We start from the raw sequence: 18021 nt of genomic DNA, 5'->3' as shown, positions 1-18021 counted from the left end.
TCCATGAATCCACAGGACGATATGACCGGCACGATGGAAGTGCCGGAAAAGGACAGACTCGACGAAGCAAGTCTGGCGCGCTGGATGGAGGCCAATGTAGAAGGCTTCACCGGGCCGCTTACCCTGACCAAGTTCAAGGGCGGACAATCCAATCCGACTTACAAGCTCGATACACCGACGACTTCCTATGTCTTGCGCAAGAAACCGAAGGGCAAGCTCCTGCCCTCGGCCCACGCGGTTGATCGCGAGTTTCGCGTGATTGCCGGCCTCTATCCTGCCGGCTTCCCGGTCGCCAAGCCCTATGGCCTGTGCGAAGACGACAGCGTGATCGGAACGATGTTCTACATCATGGGCATGGCCGACGGACGGACATTCTGGGACGGCACATTACCCGACAGCAATCCGGAAGAGCGCAAGGCCATCTATTTCGAGATGATCGACACATTGGCCCTGCTGCACAGCTATGATCCGGCCGAGCTGGGACTGGAAAAGCACGGCAAGCCCGGCAATTATTGCGAGCGCCAGATTTCCCGCTGGACGCAGCAATATCGGCTGTCCGAGCTGCAGGAAATTCCCGAGATGGACAGGCTCATCGAGTGGCTGACCAAAACCATCCCGGAACAGAAAAGCTTTGGCATCGTCCATGGCGACTACCGGCTCGACAACATGATTTTTGCCCATGACGAACCCAAGGTCATCGCGGTTCTTGACTGGGAACTCTCGACCCTCGGCGATCCTATCGCGGACTTCGCTTACTGGCTGATGGCCTATGAGATGGAGCCGGAGGGCCGCAGTGGATTGAAGGGCGTCGACCTCGCCGCACTTGGCATCCCTTCACGCGAGGAAGCCATTGCCCGCTATTGCGAAAAATCGGGCATGTCCGAGCTGCCGCCGATGGACTGGTATCTGGCCTATAATTTGTTCCGGATTGCTGCTATTCTGCAGGGCATTCAGAAGCGGGTCGCCGATGGCACCGCCAATAGCGCCGCCGCGGCCGAAATGTCGGACCGGGTGACACCCTTGGCACAAGCCGGATGGGAAGCCGCCAAACGCGCAGGAGCATAAGATGGACCTCAAAGGCAAAGTTGCGATCATCACGGGTGCCGGTAGCGGCATCGGACGGGCCTCTGCCCTGCTCTTTGCCGAACATGGCGCGAAGGTCATCGCCAGCGATGTCACCGACGCGGTCGAGGACACCGCCAAGGGCTCCGAAGGCAATATCATCGCAATCAAGGCCGATGCCGGATCGGAAGGCGATGTCGAAATGCTGGTGGAAGCCGCCGAGCAACGCTTTGGCGACCTGCACGTCTTCTTTGCCAATGCCGGAATCGGTGGCGGGTTCGAGGGAATTTTCGACAGCAGCGTCGCCGAATGGCAGGAAGTGCTCCGCGTCAATCTGATCGGGCCGTTTCTCGCCTGCAAATATGCCGGCAAAGTGATCGCCGAAAGCAAGCACGGCGGCTCCATCATCTGCACCGCCAGCGTCGCCGGCATCCGGTCTGGCGCCGGTGGACCAGCCTATTCGGCGTCCAAGGCGGGCGTGATCAATCTGGTAAAAGTCGCATCGCAGCAGTTCGCGACATCCAATGTCCGCTGCAACGCCATCTGTCCCGGTATCACCGAAACCGGCATGACCCAGTTCATCTACGACAAGGCCCGGGAAAAGGGCAAGGAAGACCGGCTCGGCTATCTCAATCCGTTGCGCCGCGGTGCTTCCCCCATGGAAATGGCGGAAGTAGCGCTGTTCTTGGCCTCTAACCGCTCATCCTATGTCAATGGCCAGGCCATTGCCGTTGACGGGGGCCTCAGCGCATCGCACCCGGTCACTCGTCAGGAATTTGGCCGGACAGCGGTTTAATCGGCCGGGTTTTAATTCGCGAAAGCGAGGTCACCATTCCCGATTTGCACGAAATCCACGCGGCCTTCTCTGGCGCCGCACAGAAATGTGCGCTGGTCGCTATTCGACAATGCGCCCTCGACTCGCCAGCCTTCGCCGTCACGGACAACTGACTCGATTGCAGATACGCGCGCATCGCGACCAGCTTGCCGTTCAGCGGCGTCGGAACAGGCATTTATCGCCGATTCCATATCACCGGTTCCCCGATCATATCTGCTGTCCTCGCGCGGGTTTGCCCGCCAATCATCATAGCGCGGGTTGTCGCTGCGATAATCGCGATCTTCGTAGCGCCGGTCACGGTTGTTTTTTGATGCTGCGCTGGCAATGGCAGCGATGCCGCCGATCACCAATATGCCAGCCAATATGTCGCCACCGTCAATCCGGTCGCGATGGCGGCGATGGCCGCGATAGCCCCGATATCCGCCCCACCCTTGCGCTTTGTCACTGGCGGCGGTCCAGCCGAGTGCGCCCGCATCGATCGGCGTTGCGATGGTGGTCCCGCTGTGCATCGGTGCAGCCATCGCTGGCGAAAATCCTGTGAAGATCAGCGCGGCAGACGCTGCAAGGGCCGAAAATCTGGTCATTCTGGTCATGTCAATTACCCCGTTTTGCGCAAATCTTATACCCTAACACCTGCCATTGGACGACAGATAGACGGTCCAGCCTGTCTCCCGGCTGAACCGTCCGTCCTTGTTCTAAATGTGGGATGCGGCTTAGCGCCGAGCATATCGGAGACCGCTAAACTGAACGTCGCTCACTCTGTTGCCTTCAATATAGCAGGTGAATTTGCCACGATCGGAATAACTGTTCCTTTGATAGCGACCACGGCCCTGCTCAACTTCAATCTGGCCCTTGACCCGGTAACCATAGCGCGTCCGGTCAATATCGCGGATGTCGGTTACCGATGCTCGGCCGCGACTGGTCGCGCCACTTTCGGCGGCTCGCACGCAGCGGTTTACCGCCTGACGCTCTCCGATCTGACGATAGCCATTGCCAAAACGGGACTCTGAATAACGGTCATTCTGGTAACGATCGCCACGATAATTATTGTTGCGATAATCATTATCGCGATATCCCCGGTCCTTGTTGCCGGAACTCGCAATCGCGGCAATCGCGCCAATGATCGCGACACCGGCGATCACCTCGCCAGCACTCGGTCCGCCGTTGCGACCATCCTTGGCCATTGCGGGGGTAGCAGAAACGGCCATTGCAGCAGCAGCAGCGGTTCCGACAAGAGCCTTGTTCAACTTGTTCATGTCCACTTTCCTTTCACACTGCCCGAAACCTTTTCCCGAGCTTGCAAAGCCCTTCTAGGTGAGTCGGCTTGAGTGAAGACTGAACTGGCCTGACAGGAAGTGTTCATATTAGGCGCCATTTTTATGAACGATATGAAGGTGAATACACGGCTACATGACCGATCCATCCTCGGGCGATATAGCCAGTTCAACGGCGATTCAGTCGCAAGACGATCACGCCGGTGACAGATTATTTTGTCAATTCAAGACCGATCGCGTGCGCCAGAAAGGCGTAAATATCGGAATATTCCTCAATCACCTTGTCGGTCGGCTTGCCGCTGCCATGGCCGGCCCGGGTCTCGATCCGGATGAGATGCGGTGCATCACCCGTATCAAGCGCCTGCAACCGCGCGGTATATTTGAAGCTATGGCCAGGAACCACCCGATCATCCGTGTCGGCGGTCGAGACAATCAGAGCAGGATAATCGACGCCGTTCTTGAGATTATGATAAGGCGAATAACCGAGCAGGCTCTTGAAATCCTGTTCCTTGTCAGGATAGCCATAATCGTCGACCCAATAGCGGCCAGCCGTGAACCGGTCGAAGCGGAGCATGTCCATCACGCCGACTGCAGCATGACCGGCGGTGAACAGATCGGGCCGCTGGTTGGTAACGGCGCCGACCAGCAATCCGCCGTTGGAACGGCCTTCGATCGCCAGTCCATTCTCGGGCGTAATGCCTTCGGCGATCAGATATTCACCAGCAGCGATAAAATCGTCGAAGACGTTCTGCTTGTTCTGCAAGCGGCCACCATCATGCCAATCCTTGCCATATTCGCCGCCGCCGCGCAGATTGGCCGAGGCGAACACGCCGCCCGCCTTGATCCAGGCCATCCAGGCCGGTTTATATTGCGGCAATACCGAGATATTGAACCCGCCATAGCCATAAAGCAGCGTCGGCGCGCCATCGGCCAGATCCTGCCCCTTCATGTGGACCAGGAACATCGGGATTTTGGTGCCGTCCTTGCTTTCGTAAAAGCGCTGGGTCACTTCGACCGCTTCGGGATCAAATGGCAAGGATGGCTCCGCCCAGATTGTTGGCGCAGATGACGGATCATAACGAAAGACCGTGGTCGGCCGGTTGAAGCTTTCAAAGGTGAAGAAACCTTCATCGCTCTTCATCGAACCGCTGAGACCGCCCACCTGCCCCGGTCCGGGAAGATCGAGAGTCCCGAGCGCCTTGCCGTCGAGATCGAAAATCGAAAGCTCGCTTTTCGCATCGACGAGATAGCTGACGACCAGCCGGTCACCGACGATCATCGTCCCGTTGACCACCGCATCGCTTTCCGCAACCAGCTCGGTAAATTCCGGCTGTTCCGCGCTCAGATCGGTTTTGACCACGCGCAGCCGCGGTGCATCCTTGTTGGTCGCGAAATAGAGCGTGTCGCCAACACCATCGATCAGTCGCCAGTCATTGTCAAAACCGCTTACCAGCTTGCGTGTTTCCAGCTTTGGTGCATCAACCTTGATCAATGTGACTTCATAACGCTCATCGGTTCCCGAAGAAGACGTGATGATGACCCATTCCTTGTCTGAGGTCAGCTGGGCAATATGATTGAGTTCGGGCTGCTCAGGTGTCGCATAGACTTTGGTATCCTGCGCCTGATCGGTGCCGATAAGGTGCAGATAAACCGCATGGTCTGCATTCAATGACTGGAATGCCTCTCCTTCGTCCGGCTCAGGGAAACGGGAATAGAGAAAGCCGTAATTTTTCGGCATCCACGCCAGATCGGTAAACTTGGCCCACTCGACCGTATCCGCTTTGACCTCGCCGGTTGTTACATCGATCACCTTCAGCGTGCGCCAGTCGGATCCGCCATCCTGAATCGCATAGACCAGCAGGCTGCCGTCACCGGACGGTTTCCAGCCGGCGAGCGCGGTAGCGCCGTCGTCCGACCATGTAGCCGGATCAAGAAGCACGCGTTCTTCCCCGTCCACGCCGTCACGGACGTAAAGCACGGCCTGATTCTGCCCCCCGCTCTTGCGTTCGTAGAAATATTTTCCACCGGCCTCTTCCGGGATGCCCAGATCATCATAATCGAACAATGCTTCCATTGATTTCGCCAGGACGTCGCGGCCTTCGAGCTTTTGGAGATAGGCATCGGTGACGGCATTTTCTGCCTTCACCCATGCGGCCACCTCGGCATCCTCGCGTACGTCATTTTCCAGCCAGCGATAGGGGTCCGAAATATATTCGCCAAATTGCTCTTCAACGACATCGACCGTCTTGGTTTCGGGGTAGGTCAGCGGGGTTTCCTTATTTTCATGATGCGCGGCCAGCGCAGGTGAAGTTGCGGCCAATCCCATGGCCAATGTCAAAAGGGTCAATCTGCGCATATTCACCTCGGCAAAAGAAAAGAGGCCGCAAGCTTATCGCTCACGGCCTCTCATATCAATTGAAACTGTATCCTGGATGAAGGACTTAGGCGTCTTCGTATTCATCCTGTACGCTCTGGTCGGGACCACTGTCCTGACCTTTCGCGTCAACGTCCCGGTCAACCAGCTCGATGATCGCCATAGGGGCAGCATCGGAACCACGGAAACCAGCGCGAACGATACGGGTGTAACCACCGCTGCGTTCGGCGTAACGGTCAGCCAGAACTTCGAAAAGTTTCTTTTCCTGGGTTTCGTCCATCAGACGTGCATGCGCGAGACGACGGTTGGACAGGCCACCTCTTTTTCCGAGCGTGATCAGCTTTTCGACGACAGGGCGCAATTCTTTCGCCTTGGGAACAGTCGTAAGAATCTGTTCGTGCTTGATCAGTGCAGCCGCGAGGTTCTTCAGCAGAGCCTGACGGTGAGCACCGGTCCGCTGCATACGGCGGCCCTTCATTCTATGACGCATAATATTTCCTTCGTTCGTTATGGGGCCGTATGAGGTACCCCGCAGCAGGTGATTTTATAGAGGCATCACCAACAGACCTCTTGTCGTCAATCCGGCCTGCGCCGGGATGACGGTAAAATTAACCGAGCAGCTCTTGTTCGAGCTTCTTGGCCATTTCTTCGATATTTTCAGGCGGCCATCCGGGGATGTCCATGCCGAGACGCAGACCCATGCTGGACAGCACTTCCTTGATTTCGTTCAAGGACTTGCGGCCAAAGTTCGGGGTACGCAGCATTTCGGCTTCGGTCTTCTGCACGAGATCGCCAATATAGATGATATTGTCGTTCTTGAGGCAGTTGGCAGAGCGGACGCTGAGTTCCAGTTCGTCGACCTTCTTGAGAAGATAGCGGTTGAGCTGGTTGGCATCGCTTTCTGCCTGGCTCTGCTGAGCGGCCATGCCGATTGGCGAAGACACCTGTTCCAGAGCTTCTTCGAAATGTACGAAAAGCTGCAGCTGGTCCTGCAAGATGCGGGCTGCATAGGCAATCGCATCTTCCGGGGTAACCGTGCCATCGGTTTCGATGGTGAGGTTCAGCTTGTCAAAGTCCAGTTCCTGACCAACGCGGGCATTGTCGACCTTGTAGGACACCTGACGGACCGGCGAATAGAGCGAGTCGATCGGGATCAAACCAATCGGCGCATCGGCCGGACGGTTGGCGATTGCAGGAACATAGCCCTTACCGACATTGACGGTCAGCTCCATGTTCAGCGAAGCGCCTTCGTCGAGATGGCAGATAACCATTTCAGGGTTCATGATTTCAATGTCGCCGGAGACGGCAATGTCGCCAGCCTTGACTTCTGCAGGACCGGTTGCGGAGAGCTGCAAGCGCTTCGCATCTTCGCTCTCCATTTTCAGAGCGATCTGCTTGATGTTCAGAACAATGTCGGTCACATCTTCACGAACGCCGGGAAGCGAGGAAAATTCATGCAGGGCATTTTCGATCTTGATCGAGGTAACTGCCGCGCCCTGAAGCGAGGACAGAAGCACGCGGCGCAGCGCGTTGCCCATCGTCAGACCAAAACCGCGTTCCAGAGGTTCAGCAACAAATGTCGCTTTGCGCTTCGGATCACCGCCGGGTTTGATGTCGAGGACGTTGGGCTTCTTCAGTTCTTGCCAGTTCTTCATATTGACAGTCATGGACTTCCCCTAGTAGTTCAAAGAGCGGGTGTGGTCGTCATACCGCTCTGAATTTTAAAAACGTGGGACCGGCCAACCGGCCCGTCCCAGAAACTCGAGCGGTTTTAGACGCGGCGCCTTTTCGATGGGCGAACACCGTTATGCGGAATCGGTGTTACGTCACGGATCGAGGTGATCGTGAAGCCAACAGCCTGAAGCGCACGAAGAGCAGATTCACGACCGGAGCCAGGACCTTTCACTTCGACTTCGAGAGTCCGCACACCATGGTCAGCCGCTTTCTTGCCAGCGTCTTCCGCTGCAACCTGAGCGGCATAAGGTGTCGACTTACGAGAGCCCTTGAAACCCATCATGCCTGCGGAGGACCAGCTTATCGCATTGCCCTGGGCATCGGTGATGGTGACCATCGTGTTGTTAAAAGTGGCGTTGACGTGCGCTACGCCTGCCGAAATGTTTTTGCGCGCGCTCTTCTTTATGCGCTGCGGTTCGCGTGCCATGTGATCAATTCCTACCTAATATCTTGAAGACACTTATCCGAAGACAAGTCTTATTTCTTTTTGCCAGCAATCGCCTTGGGCTTGCCTTTACGGGTGCGCGCATTGGTATGCGTACGCTGTCCGCGAACCGGCAGGCCTTTACGATGACGCAGGCCGCGATAGCAGGCCAGATCCATCAAACGCTTGATGTTCATTGCAACTTCACGCCGCAAATCGCCTTCAACCGTATGATCGGCATCAATGGTTTCACGAATGTGCAAAATTTCCTGATCGGTGAGATCCTGAACCCGACGGGTTGGATCGATCTTCAATTTTTCAACAATTTCAGCCGCAGCCGTGCGTCCGATACCGTGAATGTAGGTAAGCGCAATGATTACGCGCTTGTTAGTGGGGATATTTACCCCAGCAATACGTGCCAATATATTTCTCCATGCTCCACAGGCTCCGATTCGCCGGACCCTATCTCATCGCTAAGTCGTTAAAAACACACCCGAAACGCACAAAACCAGCGCGCACCACGAAGGGTGTTGCCGGTTCAAATTGGTTTCGAATGCGTTTTATTTAGTTTGTGTTGGCTGCAGTGTCAAGCGCGGAAGAATGCGGTTTGCCAACAGATTCTGAGACAAAGTCCGCAACCGATAAGCAGATTTGCGCCCCTATGCAAATCCTGTCTGCGATCGTTTGGCAGCGCCCGGATTCCGGTGATTTGGCACTATTGATAGTGGTTGCCGGGTTGAGGCTCGCCGATCAAGGGATAGAATCGCAAATTCGACCGGAGGATCGACTATGGCAAGCCGTGTGATAATATTGGGAACCGGCGGCTCCGGCCTGACTGCTGCCGTTGCAGCCCATGATGCCGGCGCCGAGGTTCGGGTTTTCGAAAAACACGACCAGATTGGCGGTACGACGGCCTGGTCTGGTGGCATGCTGTGGATTCCCAACAACCATCATGAAGACGGACTGGGCGTCGAAGACAGTCGCGAAAATGCGCTGAAATATCTGATGTCCCTGTCCCATGACATGATCCCGCAAGATCTGGCCGAGGCCTTTCTTGATGCGGGACCGGCGATGATGAAGCATCTGGAGGAAAACAGCCCGGTAATTTTCCGGCCGATACCGGAATTCCCCGACTATCATGCCGAACATCCGGGCGGCATGGTCCACGGAGGCCGCTCCGTCGACTGTCCGCTTTACCCTTTCGACGAACTGGGGGAATGGGCCGATCGGATAACCCCCTCGCCTTATTATCCCGACCCCCGCTATTCGATTTTTGATTCACCGCTTGGACAGGCCCAGCCGGAACCGTTGAGCGAGGAGGAACTGGATCGAAGGGCCAGTCGTGATGAACGCGGCAGCGGACAGGCCCTGATGGGGCGCTTGCTCAGGGCATGTCTGGACCGGGGAATCGAGCCCGAGACCGGAACCAGGGCCATCGAACTGATCCGCCAGGATGGCCGAGTGACAGGGGTGAGCGTAGAGACAGACGGCAGGAGGCGGGATGAATTCGCAGACTCCGTCATTTTGGCAACCGGCGGCTTCGAGTGGGATGAAGATTTGAAACGGGCATTCCTGCGCGGTCCGATGACCCATCCCGTCTCCATCCAGACCAATACCGGTGACGGGCTGAAAATGGCCATGCGGGTCGGCGCAAAGCTTGGCAATATGCGCGAAGCATGGTGGATGCCCGTTCACGAAGTCCCCCGCGAGATCGTATCGACAGGAGTGACTCTGGTGGCCGGGCAACGCTCGCTTCCCCGGTCGATCATGGTCAATAAAAAGGGCCAGCGGTTCGTCAATGAGGCCGCGAACTACAACGCCTTTGGCGCCGCCTTCCACGAGCAGGACGTGTCGGCCTTCGATTATGCCAACCTGCCCTGCTGGCTGATTTTCGACAAGGGCTATATCGACGCCTATGGCTTTGGCATGATGGGCGGCCTGCCCGGCGAAATGCCGCCGCAATGGGTGATGCGCGCAGAGACGCTGGCCGGGCTGGCCAAAAATCTCGACTTGCCGGAAGGCGCGCTCGAAGCGACGGTGGAAAAATGGAACCGGATGGCCGAGGATGGTTGCGACGAAGATTTCGGGCGCGGCGAAGCGGCTCATGATATTTGGTGGGGCGATCCGAGCCACCGCAACAGTCCCGCCGCCACTCTCGGACCGATCACCGAGGGGCCGTTTTTTGCCATCGAGGTCAAGAGCGGCGCGCTCGGCACCAAGGGTGGGCCGCAAACCAACCGCAATGCACAGGTGCTGGACGTTGATGGCAAGGTCATCGACGGGCTCTATGCTGCGGGCAATGTCATGGCCTCGGCAATGGGCATGACCTACGGCGGTCCTGGCGGCACCATCGCCCCCGGCATGGTGTTCGGGTTTCTCGCCGGACGGCATGCTGCCGGCACGCCATTTTTCGAGGAGTGAAGGAAGATGACTGATCTCGCCCATGAAGGAAAATCCGTAGTGGTTACCGGCGCCGCCGGCGGGATGGGCCGGGCGATTGCGCTCGCCTATGCAGCGGCGGGTGCGTCCGTCATCGCTGCGGACGTCAATGACGACGGCCTGGCCGAAACCCGCGCCTTGTACCCGGACGGGGCCGGCACGCTGGTGACCCGAAACTGCGACGTGCGAAATGAACAGGCCGTCGCCGACCTTGTCGGTCAGGCCGCGGACAAGACCGGAGCGATCGACATATTGGTCAATAATGCAGCCATGCTCGGCGAGTGGGTCCCGATTGCAGAACAGACAAGCGAAAATCTGGATCGGGTATTCGGCGTGAATGTCAAAGGCGCGATATTCGGCATGAAGCACGCCCTGCAATATATGATCCCCCGCAAATCGGGCGTAATCGTCAATATCGCCTCGGTTCAGGGTTTTCGAGTGGCCTATGCAGGCGCGGCATTTTACGCGGCATCGAAAGCGGCGCTGGTGTCGCTGACGAAATCGGCTGCCATCGAAAATGGACAATATGGCATCCGCGTTGTCGGCCTTGCTCCCGGCCCCATCGACACACCGATGTTGCGCAGTTCCGCGGGCGAAGACTGGCCCCCGCCGATTATCAATGACGTTCCTCTGGCGAAAATCGGTCAGGTCGAGGACATCGCGCGGACCGTGCTCTGGCTCAGCAGCAATGATGCGGCCTATATCAGCGGCGCCACGCTTCCGGTGGACGGCGGCTGGCTGGCGGTCTGAGCATTGCTGGCGCCAGCCCTAACGAAATAGCAAATTTGACTGCCCTGCCTCCGGCGGCGCGGCTTAGGTATGATTTGCCTTGCGATTCACAAAACTCCCGCGCCATAGAGCCGGATAGATCGGGGGATTGAATGACCAACAGAAACAAATATGACCTGTTTGAAATAGCGGGGCAGACGATTGAACCGGGGAAGACTCGCAATATTGCCATTCCGATCAGCGATCTCTCTGCCGGCATGCAGGCCAATATGGAAGTGCGGGTATTTCACGGCAAACGCACCGGGCCGACGATTTTTGTCAGCGCCGCGATCCACGGCGACGAGATCATCGGCACCGAAATCATCCGCCGGGTGATGAAGAAACTCCACCCCTCCCGCATGGCGGGAACGGTTATCTTCGTGCCAGTGGTCAACATGTTCGGTTTCATCAACCACAGCCGCTACCTGCCCGACCGCCGCGATCTCAACCGGTCTTTTCCGGGCACCGAAAAAGGCTCGCTGGCATCGCAACTGGCGAATATTTTCTCGACCGAGGTTATCGACCGCTGCTCGCTGGGCATCGACATCCATAGCGCCGCGCAACATCGTTATAATCTGCCGCAGATCCGGATTGCTTCAGGCAATCCCGTTCTCAAGGAACTGGCGCTCGAATTCGGGCCGCCGGTTGTCATCGAGGCGGAATTGCGCCCCGGTTCGCTGCGCGCGCTGGCCCGGGAAGCCGGCGTCGACATGCTGCTCATGGAAGCCGGAGAAGCCCTGCGCTTCGACGAATTTTCAGTTCTTACCGGGGTTAACGGCATCTTGCGGGTACTCAAGAAACTGGAGATGATCGACACCAAGCGGCTAGGCAAGCGCGGCGCGCCCCCTGCCCAGACAACCCGCACGGTCTGGCTGCGCTCTACCCGGGGCGGGATTTGCCGACTGATCTCGCCATCCGGCAGCAAGGTCCACAAGGGCGACACCGTCGCCTGTATCAGCGACATATTCGGCGATGGCGAAGAAGCGATCCTCTCCCCGGTAGATGGCATTGTCATCGGCCACAGCAACCTGCCTGTCGTCAACCAGGGCGACGCGCTGCTCCATATTGCTGAAGTGAGAATATTCCATACGGTCGGAGAAAGGCTGGAACAGATCGAAGGCGAGATCACCAGCAACCAGCTGCTCGACGAGGATGAGGTTATTTAGAAGTCCAGAGGTTCAAGTTACGATAGCCTGCCGGAACCGGTTAAGGCTCCAGCAGGCTGATCGATACAGGCAGTAGGACTAACCCTTGCCCTTGGTCTTGGTATTACCGGCTTTCGCCTTTGCCTCGATAAATTCGATGATCTGGCCAGCGACATCCTTGCCGGTCGCCGCTTCAATGCCCTCGAGACCCGGTGAGCTGTTCACTTCCATGATCACTGGACCGTGATTGGCGCGCAATATGTCGACGCCCGCCACGTTCAGCCCCATGACCTTGGCCGCGCGGATAGCCGTCGACCGTTCTTCCGGTGTGATCTTGACCATTTTTGCCGAACCACCGCGATGGAGGTTGGAGCGGAAATCGCCTTCCGCGCCAGTTCGCATCATCGCCGCAACAACCTTGCCGCCGACAACGAAAATCCGGATGTCGCTCGATCCTGCTTCCTTGATGAATTCCTGCACCAGAATATTGACGTTCAGACCGCGAAACGCCTCGACCACCGACTTGGCGCTATTGTTGGTTTCTCCCAGCACCACACCAATGCCCTGCGTTCCTTCGAGAAGCTTGATCACCGCCGGAGCACCGCCGACAATCTTCAACACCTCGTCGGTCTGCTTCGGATCATGGGCAAAAGCCGTGACCGGCAGGCCCAGGCCATGTTTGGCAAAAATCTGCATCGAGCGCAGCTTGTCGCGTGAACGGCCGACAGCAACGCTTTCGTTCAGTGGCCATACGCCCATCATTTCGAACTGGCGTAGCACGGCCAGACCATAATGGGTGATCGATGCGCCGATGCGCGGGATCACGGCATCAAAACCGGTGAGCGTTTCGCCATTGTACAATATGCTGGGCCGGTGCGAGGTGATGTTCATCGTGCAGCGCAATGTGTTGAGGATTCTCAGTTCGTGGCCGCGTTCTTCCGCCGCCTCCACCAGACGCTTATGAGAGTAGAGTTTGGGATTCCGGGCAAGCATGGCAATTTTCATAAATTATCTTTCTTCGTGCCGGCCCAGCATCCAGCGCTTGGCGCTGTTGACGAGGAAGCCCCTCTTCAGCGCCCGGCGACCTATCAGGACCGGAAATATCATCGATTGCCGATTGGCAAGCGTCATATGCCCGACCCATTCCAGTGGCCCGAGCTTCATGACTGTCTCTACCACATAACGGGTTTGCATGACACCATTACTACTCTTTATTCGGCGCTGTCCGTAGACCCGCGCTTCGCAATGATAGTCAGGGGTGCCGGATCCCATCGGGATAGTGAATTGCACATATGGTTCGCCATCTTTGTCAAATGGTTTGATCCGGGTGGCATGAAGCGAGGATGTCGCCGCCCCCGTATCAACCTTGGCATGAAGATTTCTCACGCCGAATTCCGGCAAGTCGATAAGCTCGCACCATCCTATTTCGCATGGTTCCTTGAGCTTCTTGGGGAGCTGCTTGCTCTTTGGGTTATTTGCTTGCGCCATCGACCCATGATCTGGCCGATGGCACATTTTTGCGCAAGATAATTATAGCCTAGACGACACCATATGCGAGCATGGCATCGGCGACTTTCTTGAAGCCCGCGATATTGGCACCCTTCACATAGTCGACATAGCCATCGCCCTGATCGCCATATTCGACACATTTGCCATGGATGCCTTCCATCAGCTCGGTCAGCATCTCGCCGAGCCGCTCGTGGTTCCAGCTGATGCGCTCCGCATTCTGGCTCATTTCAAGACCGGAGACGGCAACGCCGCCCGCATTGGCAGCCTTGCCCGGTCCATACATGATTCTGGCATCGTGGAAGACATGGACCCCGTCCAGCGTCGTCGGCATGTTCGCGCCTTCCGAAACCGCGATCACGCCGTTGGCGACCAGTTCCCTGGCTTCTTCTTCATTCAGCTCATTCTGCGTTGCGCAGGGCAGAGCCAGATCACAGGGCACGCTCCACGGGCGCGCGCCGTCGTGATAGGATGCGCCGGTGAAATGATCGGCATATTCGCTGATCCGGCCCCGCGTGTGCGTCTTGTGGTGCTTCACCCAGTCGATCTTCTCCTGATCGATGCCATCAGGATCGTGGATGAAGCCGCCGCTGTCCGAGAGCGTCAGGACCTTGCCGCCCTGCTTGGTAATCTGCTCGGCTGCATGGGTTGCCACATTGCCGGATCCGGAAATCACCGCTGTCTTTCCAGCGATCGCGTCATTCCGGTGCTTGAGCATATTTTCCATGAAATAGACCGCGCCATATCCAGTTGCTTCGGGCCGCATCTGGGAACCGCCATATTCCATGCCCTTGCCGGTCAGCACGCCTTCCCAGCGGTTGGTGATCCGCTTATACTGGCCGAACATATAACCGATTTCACGTCCGCCCACGCCGATATCGCCGGCGGGAACATCCGTATCCGGGCCGATATGGCGATAAAGCTCGGTCATGAAAGACTGGCAGAAACGCATGACCTCGGCATCGGACTTGCCCTTGGGGTTGAAGTTCGCACCGCCCTTGCCGCCGCCCATCGGCAGTCCGGTCAGCGAGTTTTTGAACGTCTGCTCGAATGCGAGAAATTTCAGGACGCTTTCGGTGACACTCGGGTGGAAACGGATACCGCCTTTATACGGGCCGATGGCATTATTGTTCTGGACACGAAAGCCGCGCTGCACACGTACGCAATGATTATCGTCTTCCCAGCAGACACGGAAGGATACCACCCGGTCAGGCTCGGCAATCCGCCGCAGGATCTGTGCTGTGTGATAGGCTTCCTTATCTTCGATAAAATCGAAAATATCCATCGCGACTTCCTGGACGGCCTGACAGAATTCAGGTTGCCCCGGATTGCGTTTCTTGACGCCCTCCATGAATGTCGGAAAATCCACATGATCGGAAACGGCCATACTATACCCCCTCAATATTGTATATCAGCGCGACCCGATTATCGCTGTCGACCTCCTCGAGTCGACAACGGGTATGGAACCCTCATAGAACTATTCAACGGACTTGGTAAAGTGTTGAAGCTAAGCCGAAATCAGCCTTGATCGCGGCCTTCAGCCGTGTCGCCCTCATCACCATCGACTTGGTCCGGCACCTTGTCCGGCGCATCGGCAGCTGACGGTTCCGGTTCGGCAAACAACGCCGACAGGCGAGCCAATTGTTCGCCGATCACGCCATCCACAGCGGGAGCGATTTGATCGACGGGAAATTCCATATAGCCGCCCACCTTATAGGTAAAGCTGACCGCAGTGCTATCACCCTGTGGCTTGAGCAACATGGTCAACGTTCCGGTTACGGCCTCACCCTGCAGCGGGCCCAGACCGCCAGACAGCCGCAGCATTTTGTTGTTGTGCGCATAGATCACGCGCAGATGCTGAACACTGCCCTCGGAGCTTTTGATATTGTCATCCGCCGTCGTGCGGATCAGTTCACAAAAACAACCACCGGCCTGCGGCACGAGATAGAAGTTTTCGGCATTGCCGGACCAGCTGTGATCGGGGTTCCAATAGCGAGACGGCGCGATCATCGCCTTCCAGACCGCTTCATTGTCACCGGAAATCAGAGTTTGATGCTGCACGGTAAAGCCGTTGTCGGTGCTATTGGTCACTTCCGCTTGCGCGGCGGTCACGCTGCAAAGCGCTGCCATTCCCAAAATTGCGTGAAATGCCAGCTTAGCCATGACCCTATCTCCAGTGAAATTGTTCAGAGCGACAGGACGGCCTCTATCGCATCATTGACTTCTGCCATGCTGCCCATGCCATCCACCTTGTGCACGATCCCGCGCGCTTCGTAGATCGGCAGGATCGGCGCTGTCTTGGCGCGATATTCTTTCATGCGGGTGCGCACGGTTTCTTCATTGTCATCGGGACGGCGCTTGAATTCACCTTTGCCACACACATCACAGACACCTTCCGATGCAGGTTGTTTGAACGTGTCATGATAGCCTTCACCACAATTGCCGCAGGTGAACCGGCCAGTGATCCGCTCGACCAGCGCGTCTTCGTCAACGGCAAGTTCGATTACATGGGAAAGCTTGCGGTTTCTTGCCGACAATATCTCGTCGAGCGACTCAGCTTGCGCGGCTGTCCGGGGATAGCCGTCAAAGATCACGCCTTTATCGGGACCGAGTTCGTCCAGCTTGTCACCAATGATGCCCGAAACCACTTCATCGGGGACCAGCTCGCCGGCTTCCATCAGCGCCTTGGCTTTCAGTCCTACTTCGGTCCCGGCTTTAACCGCAGCCCGCAGCATATCGCCCGTCGACAATTGGACCATGCCGTGTTCATCCTCAAGACGGCCCGCCTGGGTCCCCTTCCCGGCACCTGGTGGCCCCAACAAGATGATGTCCATACGATTACCCCCGTGATGATGTAATTATTCTAATGCAAAAATTGACGCGTGTGAAAATCAGCGTTTACGCCGACCTCCCTTGAGTTTCGCTTTTTTGAGCAGATCGCCATATTGCAGCGCCAGCAAATGGCTCTGAATCTGGGTAACCGTGTCGACCGTCACATTGACGACGATCAGCAGGCTGGTACCGCCAAGGAAGAAGATCGGCAGGCTCGTCTGGGCCATGACATATTCCGGCAGAACACAGACAAAGGCAAGATAGGCCGCGCCAACCACGGTAATCCGGGTCAGCACATAGTCGAGATAATCAGCCGTATTCTTGCCCGGGCGAATGCCAGGGACGAAACCACCATTTTTCTTGAGATTTTCTGCGGTTTCTTCCGGATTGAAGACAACTGCGGTGTAGAAGAAACAGAAGAAGATTATGCCCGCTGCGTAAAGCGCCATGTAGAGTGGCTGACCATGCGCGAGATACTGGTTCAGCATGATAACAAAATCGCCGAATGCCGTTTCTCCAGATGTCGCGTTTCCGGCAAACTGGCTCACCGTCAGCGGCATCAGCAGCAGAGAGGAGGCGAAAATCGGCGGGATAACACCTGCGGTATTCACCTTCAGCGGCAAATGGCTGCGATCGGCCTGCATTACCCCATGCTGGGTGGCGCGCTTCGGATATTGGATCAGCACCCTTCTCTGGGCCCGCTCCATGAAGCTGATGAACAATATAAGTCCGGCAACCATCACAATCAGGCCAACGATCGTCAGAGCGCTGATCGAACCGCTGCGGCTGCCTTCCATAAGGTTGGCGACGAAGGTCGGCATCTGGGCGACAATACCGGCCATGATGATCAGCGAGATACCGTTACCGATACCGCGGCTGGTGATCTGCTCACCCAGCCACATCAGGAACAATGTACCGCCGACAAGGCTGATAACCGCGCCAACGCGGAACATATAGCCAGGCTCGACAACCGCTTGCAGACCCGATTGGGAGGCGAAGCTTTCAAGGCCGACGGCAATGAAATAGCCCTGGACGGCGGTCAGACCAACCGTACCATAGCGGGTATATTGATTGAGTTTCTTGCGCCCGGATTCGCCTTCTTTTTTGACCGCAGCCAGTGTCGGCGACAATGCAGCCGCCAGCTGAACCACAATCGAAGCGGTAATATAGGGCATCACGCCCAGCGCAATCAGGCTCATCCGCTCGAGCGAACCGCCTGAAAATGTGTTGAAAATATCGAGAACGCCGCCACGGGTCTGATCATAAAGATCAGCCAGTACGACTGGATCCACGCCTGGCAGCGGAACGAAGCTGAGAAGACGGAAAATGATAAGCGCGCCAAGCGTAAACCAGATACGTTTACGCAATTCGGTCGCTTCGCCAAATTTTGCCAGGCTTAGATTCGCTGCGACCTGATCGGCTCTTGATGCCATGCTTGACTTCCCTGCCCACTATTAGTTTGCAACGCGCCCCTGCGGAGGCAGAGGCCCATCTCCAACTATTGCGACTTGCTGCAATCTCCGGAGATGAATAGCTGCTTTTGCAGCTATGCAACCCGCCCCATATCGGATGTTAGTGCATCAAAAACAAGGGGCCAGAAAAAGAGGCGCTAAATCTAGCGCCTCTCG

Annotated in this window: 18 protein-coding genes; 5 read left to right on the top strand and 13 right to left on the bottom strand. The window is 56.8% G+C overall.

Annotated features, from left to right (window positions below; translation table 11 throughout):
• The first annotated feature begins 3 nt into the window (after positions 1-3).
• A complete protein-coding gene (locus AZE99_RS04390; protein ID WP_067198382.1) occupies positions 4-1065 on the top strand; it encodes a phosphotransferase family protein in 1062 nt (353 codons plus the stop codon).
• A gap of 1 nt (position 1066) precedes the next feature.
• Entirely contained in the window at positions 1067-1858 is a 792-nt protein-coding gene (locus AZE99_RS04385) for an SDR family NAD(P)-dependent oxidoreductase (RefSeq protein WP_067198380.1), read from the top strand.
• A gap of 11 nt (positions 1859-1869) precedes the next feature.
• On the opposite strand, the gene AZE99_RS04380 is transcribed toward AZE99_RS04385, so the two are convergent.
• The 7 genes from AZE99_RS04380 to rpsM form a co-directional block, all read right to left on the bottom strand.
• Positions 1870-2481 (bottom strand): hypothetical protein, encoded by a 612-nt coding sequence (locus AZE99_RS04380; RefSeq protein ID WP_156472108.1) that lies wholly within the window; start codon positions 2479-2481, stop codon positions 1870-1872.
• A gap of 129 nt (positions 2482-2610) precedes the next feature.
• Complete coding sequence (locus tag AZE99_RS04375) at positions 2611-3153, bottom strand: hypothetical protein (protein WP_067198377.1); 543 nt, start codon at positions 3151-3153, stop codon at positions 2611-2613.
• Positions 3154-3382: 229 nt separating this feature from the next.
• Positions 3383-5527, bottom strand: coding sequence for a prolyl oligopeptidase family serine peptidase (locus tag AZE99_RS04370; RefSeq protein ID WP_067198375.1), 2145 nt, complete (start codon positions 5525-5527; stop codon positions 3383-3385).
• A gap of 85 nt (positions 5528-5612) precedes the next feature.
• Positions 5613-6035, bottom strand: a complete 423-nt coding sequence (rplQ, locus tag AZE99_RS04365; RefSeq protein WP_067198374.1) for a 50S ribosomal protein L17 — start codon at positions 6033-6035, stop codon at positions 5613-5615.
• 118 nt (positions 6036-6153) lie between these two features.
• A complete protein-coding gene (locus tag AZE99_RS04360) occupies positions 6154-7212 on the bottom strand; it encodes a DNA-directed RNA polymerase subunit alpha (RefSeq protein WP_067198372.1) in 1059 nt (352 codons plus the stop codon).
• A gap of 104 nt (positions 7213-7316) precedes the next feature.
• The gene (gene rpsK / locus AZE99_RS04355; protein ID WP_067198370.1) at positions 7317-7706 is read right to left on the bottom strand and encodes a 30S ribosomal protein S11; all 390 of its coding nucleotides are present in this window, start codon (positions 7704-7706) and stop codon (positions 7317-7319) included.
• A gap of 50 nt (positions 7707-7756) precedes the next feature.
• Positions 7757-8125 (bottom strand): 30S ribosomal protein S13, encoded by a 369-nt coding sequence (gene rpsM / locus AZE99_RS04350; protein ID WP_067198368.1) that lies wholly within the window; start codon positions 8123-8125, stop codon positions 7757-7759.
• 367 nt (positions 8126-8492) lie between these two features.
• On the opposite strand from rpsM, the gene AZE99_RS04345 reads away from it, so the two are divergent.
• The 3 genes from AZE99_RS04345 (at position 8493) to AZE99_RS04335 (ending at position 12076) form a co-directional block, all read left to right on the top strand.
• Entirely contained in the window at positions 8493-10124 is a 1632-nt protein-coding gene (locus tag AZE99_RS04345; protein ID WP_067198367.1) for an FAD-dependent oxidoreductase, read from the top strand.
• Positions 10125-10130: 6 nt separating this feature from the next.
• A complete protein-coding gene (locus AZE99_RS04340) occupies positions 10131-10892 on the top strand; it encodes an SDR family NAD(P)-dependent oxidoreductase (protein WP_067198365.1) in 762 nt (253 codons plus the stop codon).
• Between the two features lie 131 nt (positions 10893-11023).
• The gene (locus AZE99_RS04335) at positions 11024-12076 is read left to right on the top strand and encodes a succinylglutamate desuccinylase/aspartoacylase family protein (protein ID WP_067198364.1); all 1053 of its coding nucleotides are present in this window, start codon (positions 11024-11026) and stop codon (positions 12074-12076) included.
• A 78-nt stretch (positions 12077-12154) separates the two neighbouring features.
• Here AZE99_RS04335 and rimK read toward each other — a convergent pair whose 3' ends face one another.
• From rimK to secY, 6 genes are all read right to left on the bottom strand, one after another.
• Positions 12155-13060, bottom strand: a complete 906-nt coding sequence (gene rimK, locus AZE99_RS04330) for a 30S ribosomal protein S6--L-glutamate ligase (RefSeq protein WP_067198362.1) — start codon at positions 13058-13060, stop codon at positions 12155-12157.
• A gap of 3 nt (positions 13061-13063) precedes the next feature.
• Positions 13064-13543, bottom strand: a complete 480-nt coding sequence (locus AZE99_RS04325) for an ATP-dependent zinc protease family protein (protein ID WP_443027805.1) — start codon at positions 13541-13543, stop codon at positions 13064-13066.
• A gap of 49 nt (positions 13544-13592) precedes the next feature.
• The gene (gene gdhA / locus AZE99_RS04320; RefSeq protein ID WP_067198361.1) at positions 13593-14948 is read right to left on the bottom strand and encodes an NADP-specific glutamate dehydrogenase; all 1356 of its coding nucleotides are present in this window, start codon (positions 14946-14948) and stop codon (positions 13593-13595) included.
• Between the two features lie 131 nt (positions 14949-15079).
• Positions 15080-15724 (bottom strand): hypothetical protein, encoded by a 645-nt coding sequence (locus tag AZE99_RS04315; protein WP_067198359.1) that lies wholly within the window; start codon positions 15722-15724, stop codon positions 15080-15082.
• Between the two features lie 23 nt (positions 15725-15747).
• Positions 15748-16395: an adenylate kinase gene (locus AZE99_RS04310; RefSeq protein ID WP_067198357.1), complete on the bottom strand. Its 648-nt coding sequence runs from the start codon at positions 16393-16395 to the stop codon at positions 15748-15750.
• Between the two features lie 57 nt (positions 16396-16452).
• Positions 16453-17826 carry a preprotein translocase subunit SecY gene (secY, locus tag AZE99_RS04305; protein WP_067198356.1) on the bottom strand — a complete coding sequence of 458 codons (1374 nt, stop codon included), beginning with the start codon at positions 17824-17826 and terminating at the stop codon, positions 16453-16455.
• Positions 17827-18021 lie beyond the last annotated feature (195 nt).

It is taken from the genome of Sphingorhabdus sp. M41 (assembly GCF_001586275.1).
In the GTDB taxonomy this organism is placed as follows: domain Bacteria; phylum Pseudomonadota; class Alphaproteobacteria; order Sphingomonadales; family Sphingomonadaceae; genus Parasphingorhabdus.
Note: the sequence above shows the minus strand (reverse complement) of the source record. Positions and strands in the feature narration are given on the sequence as shown.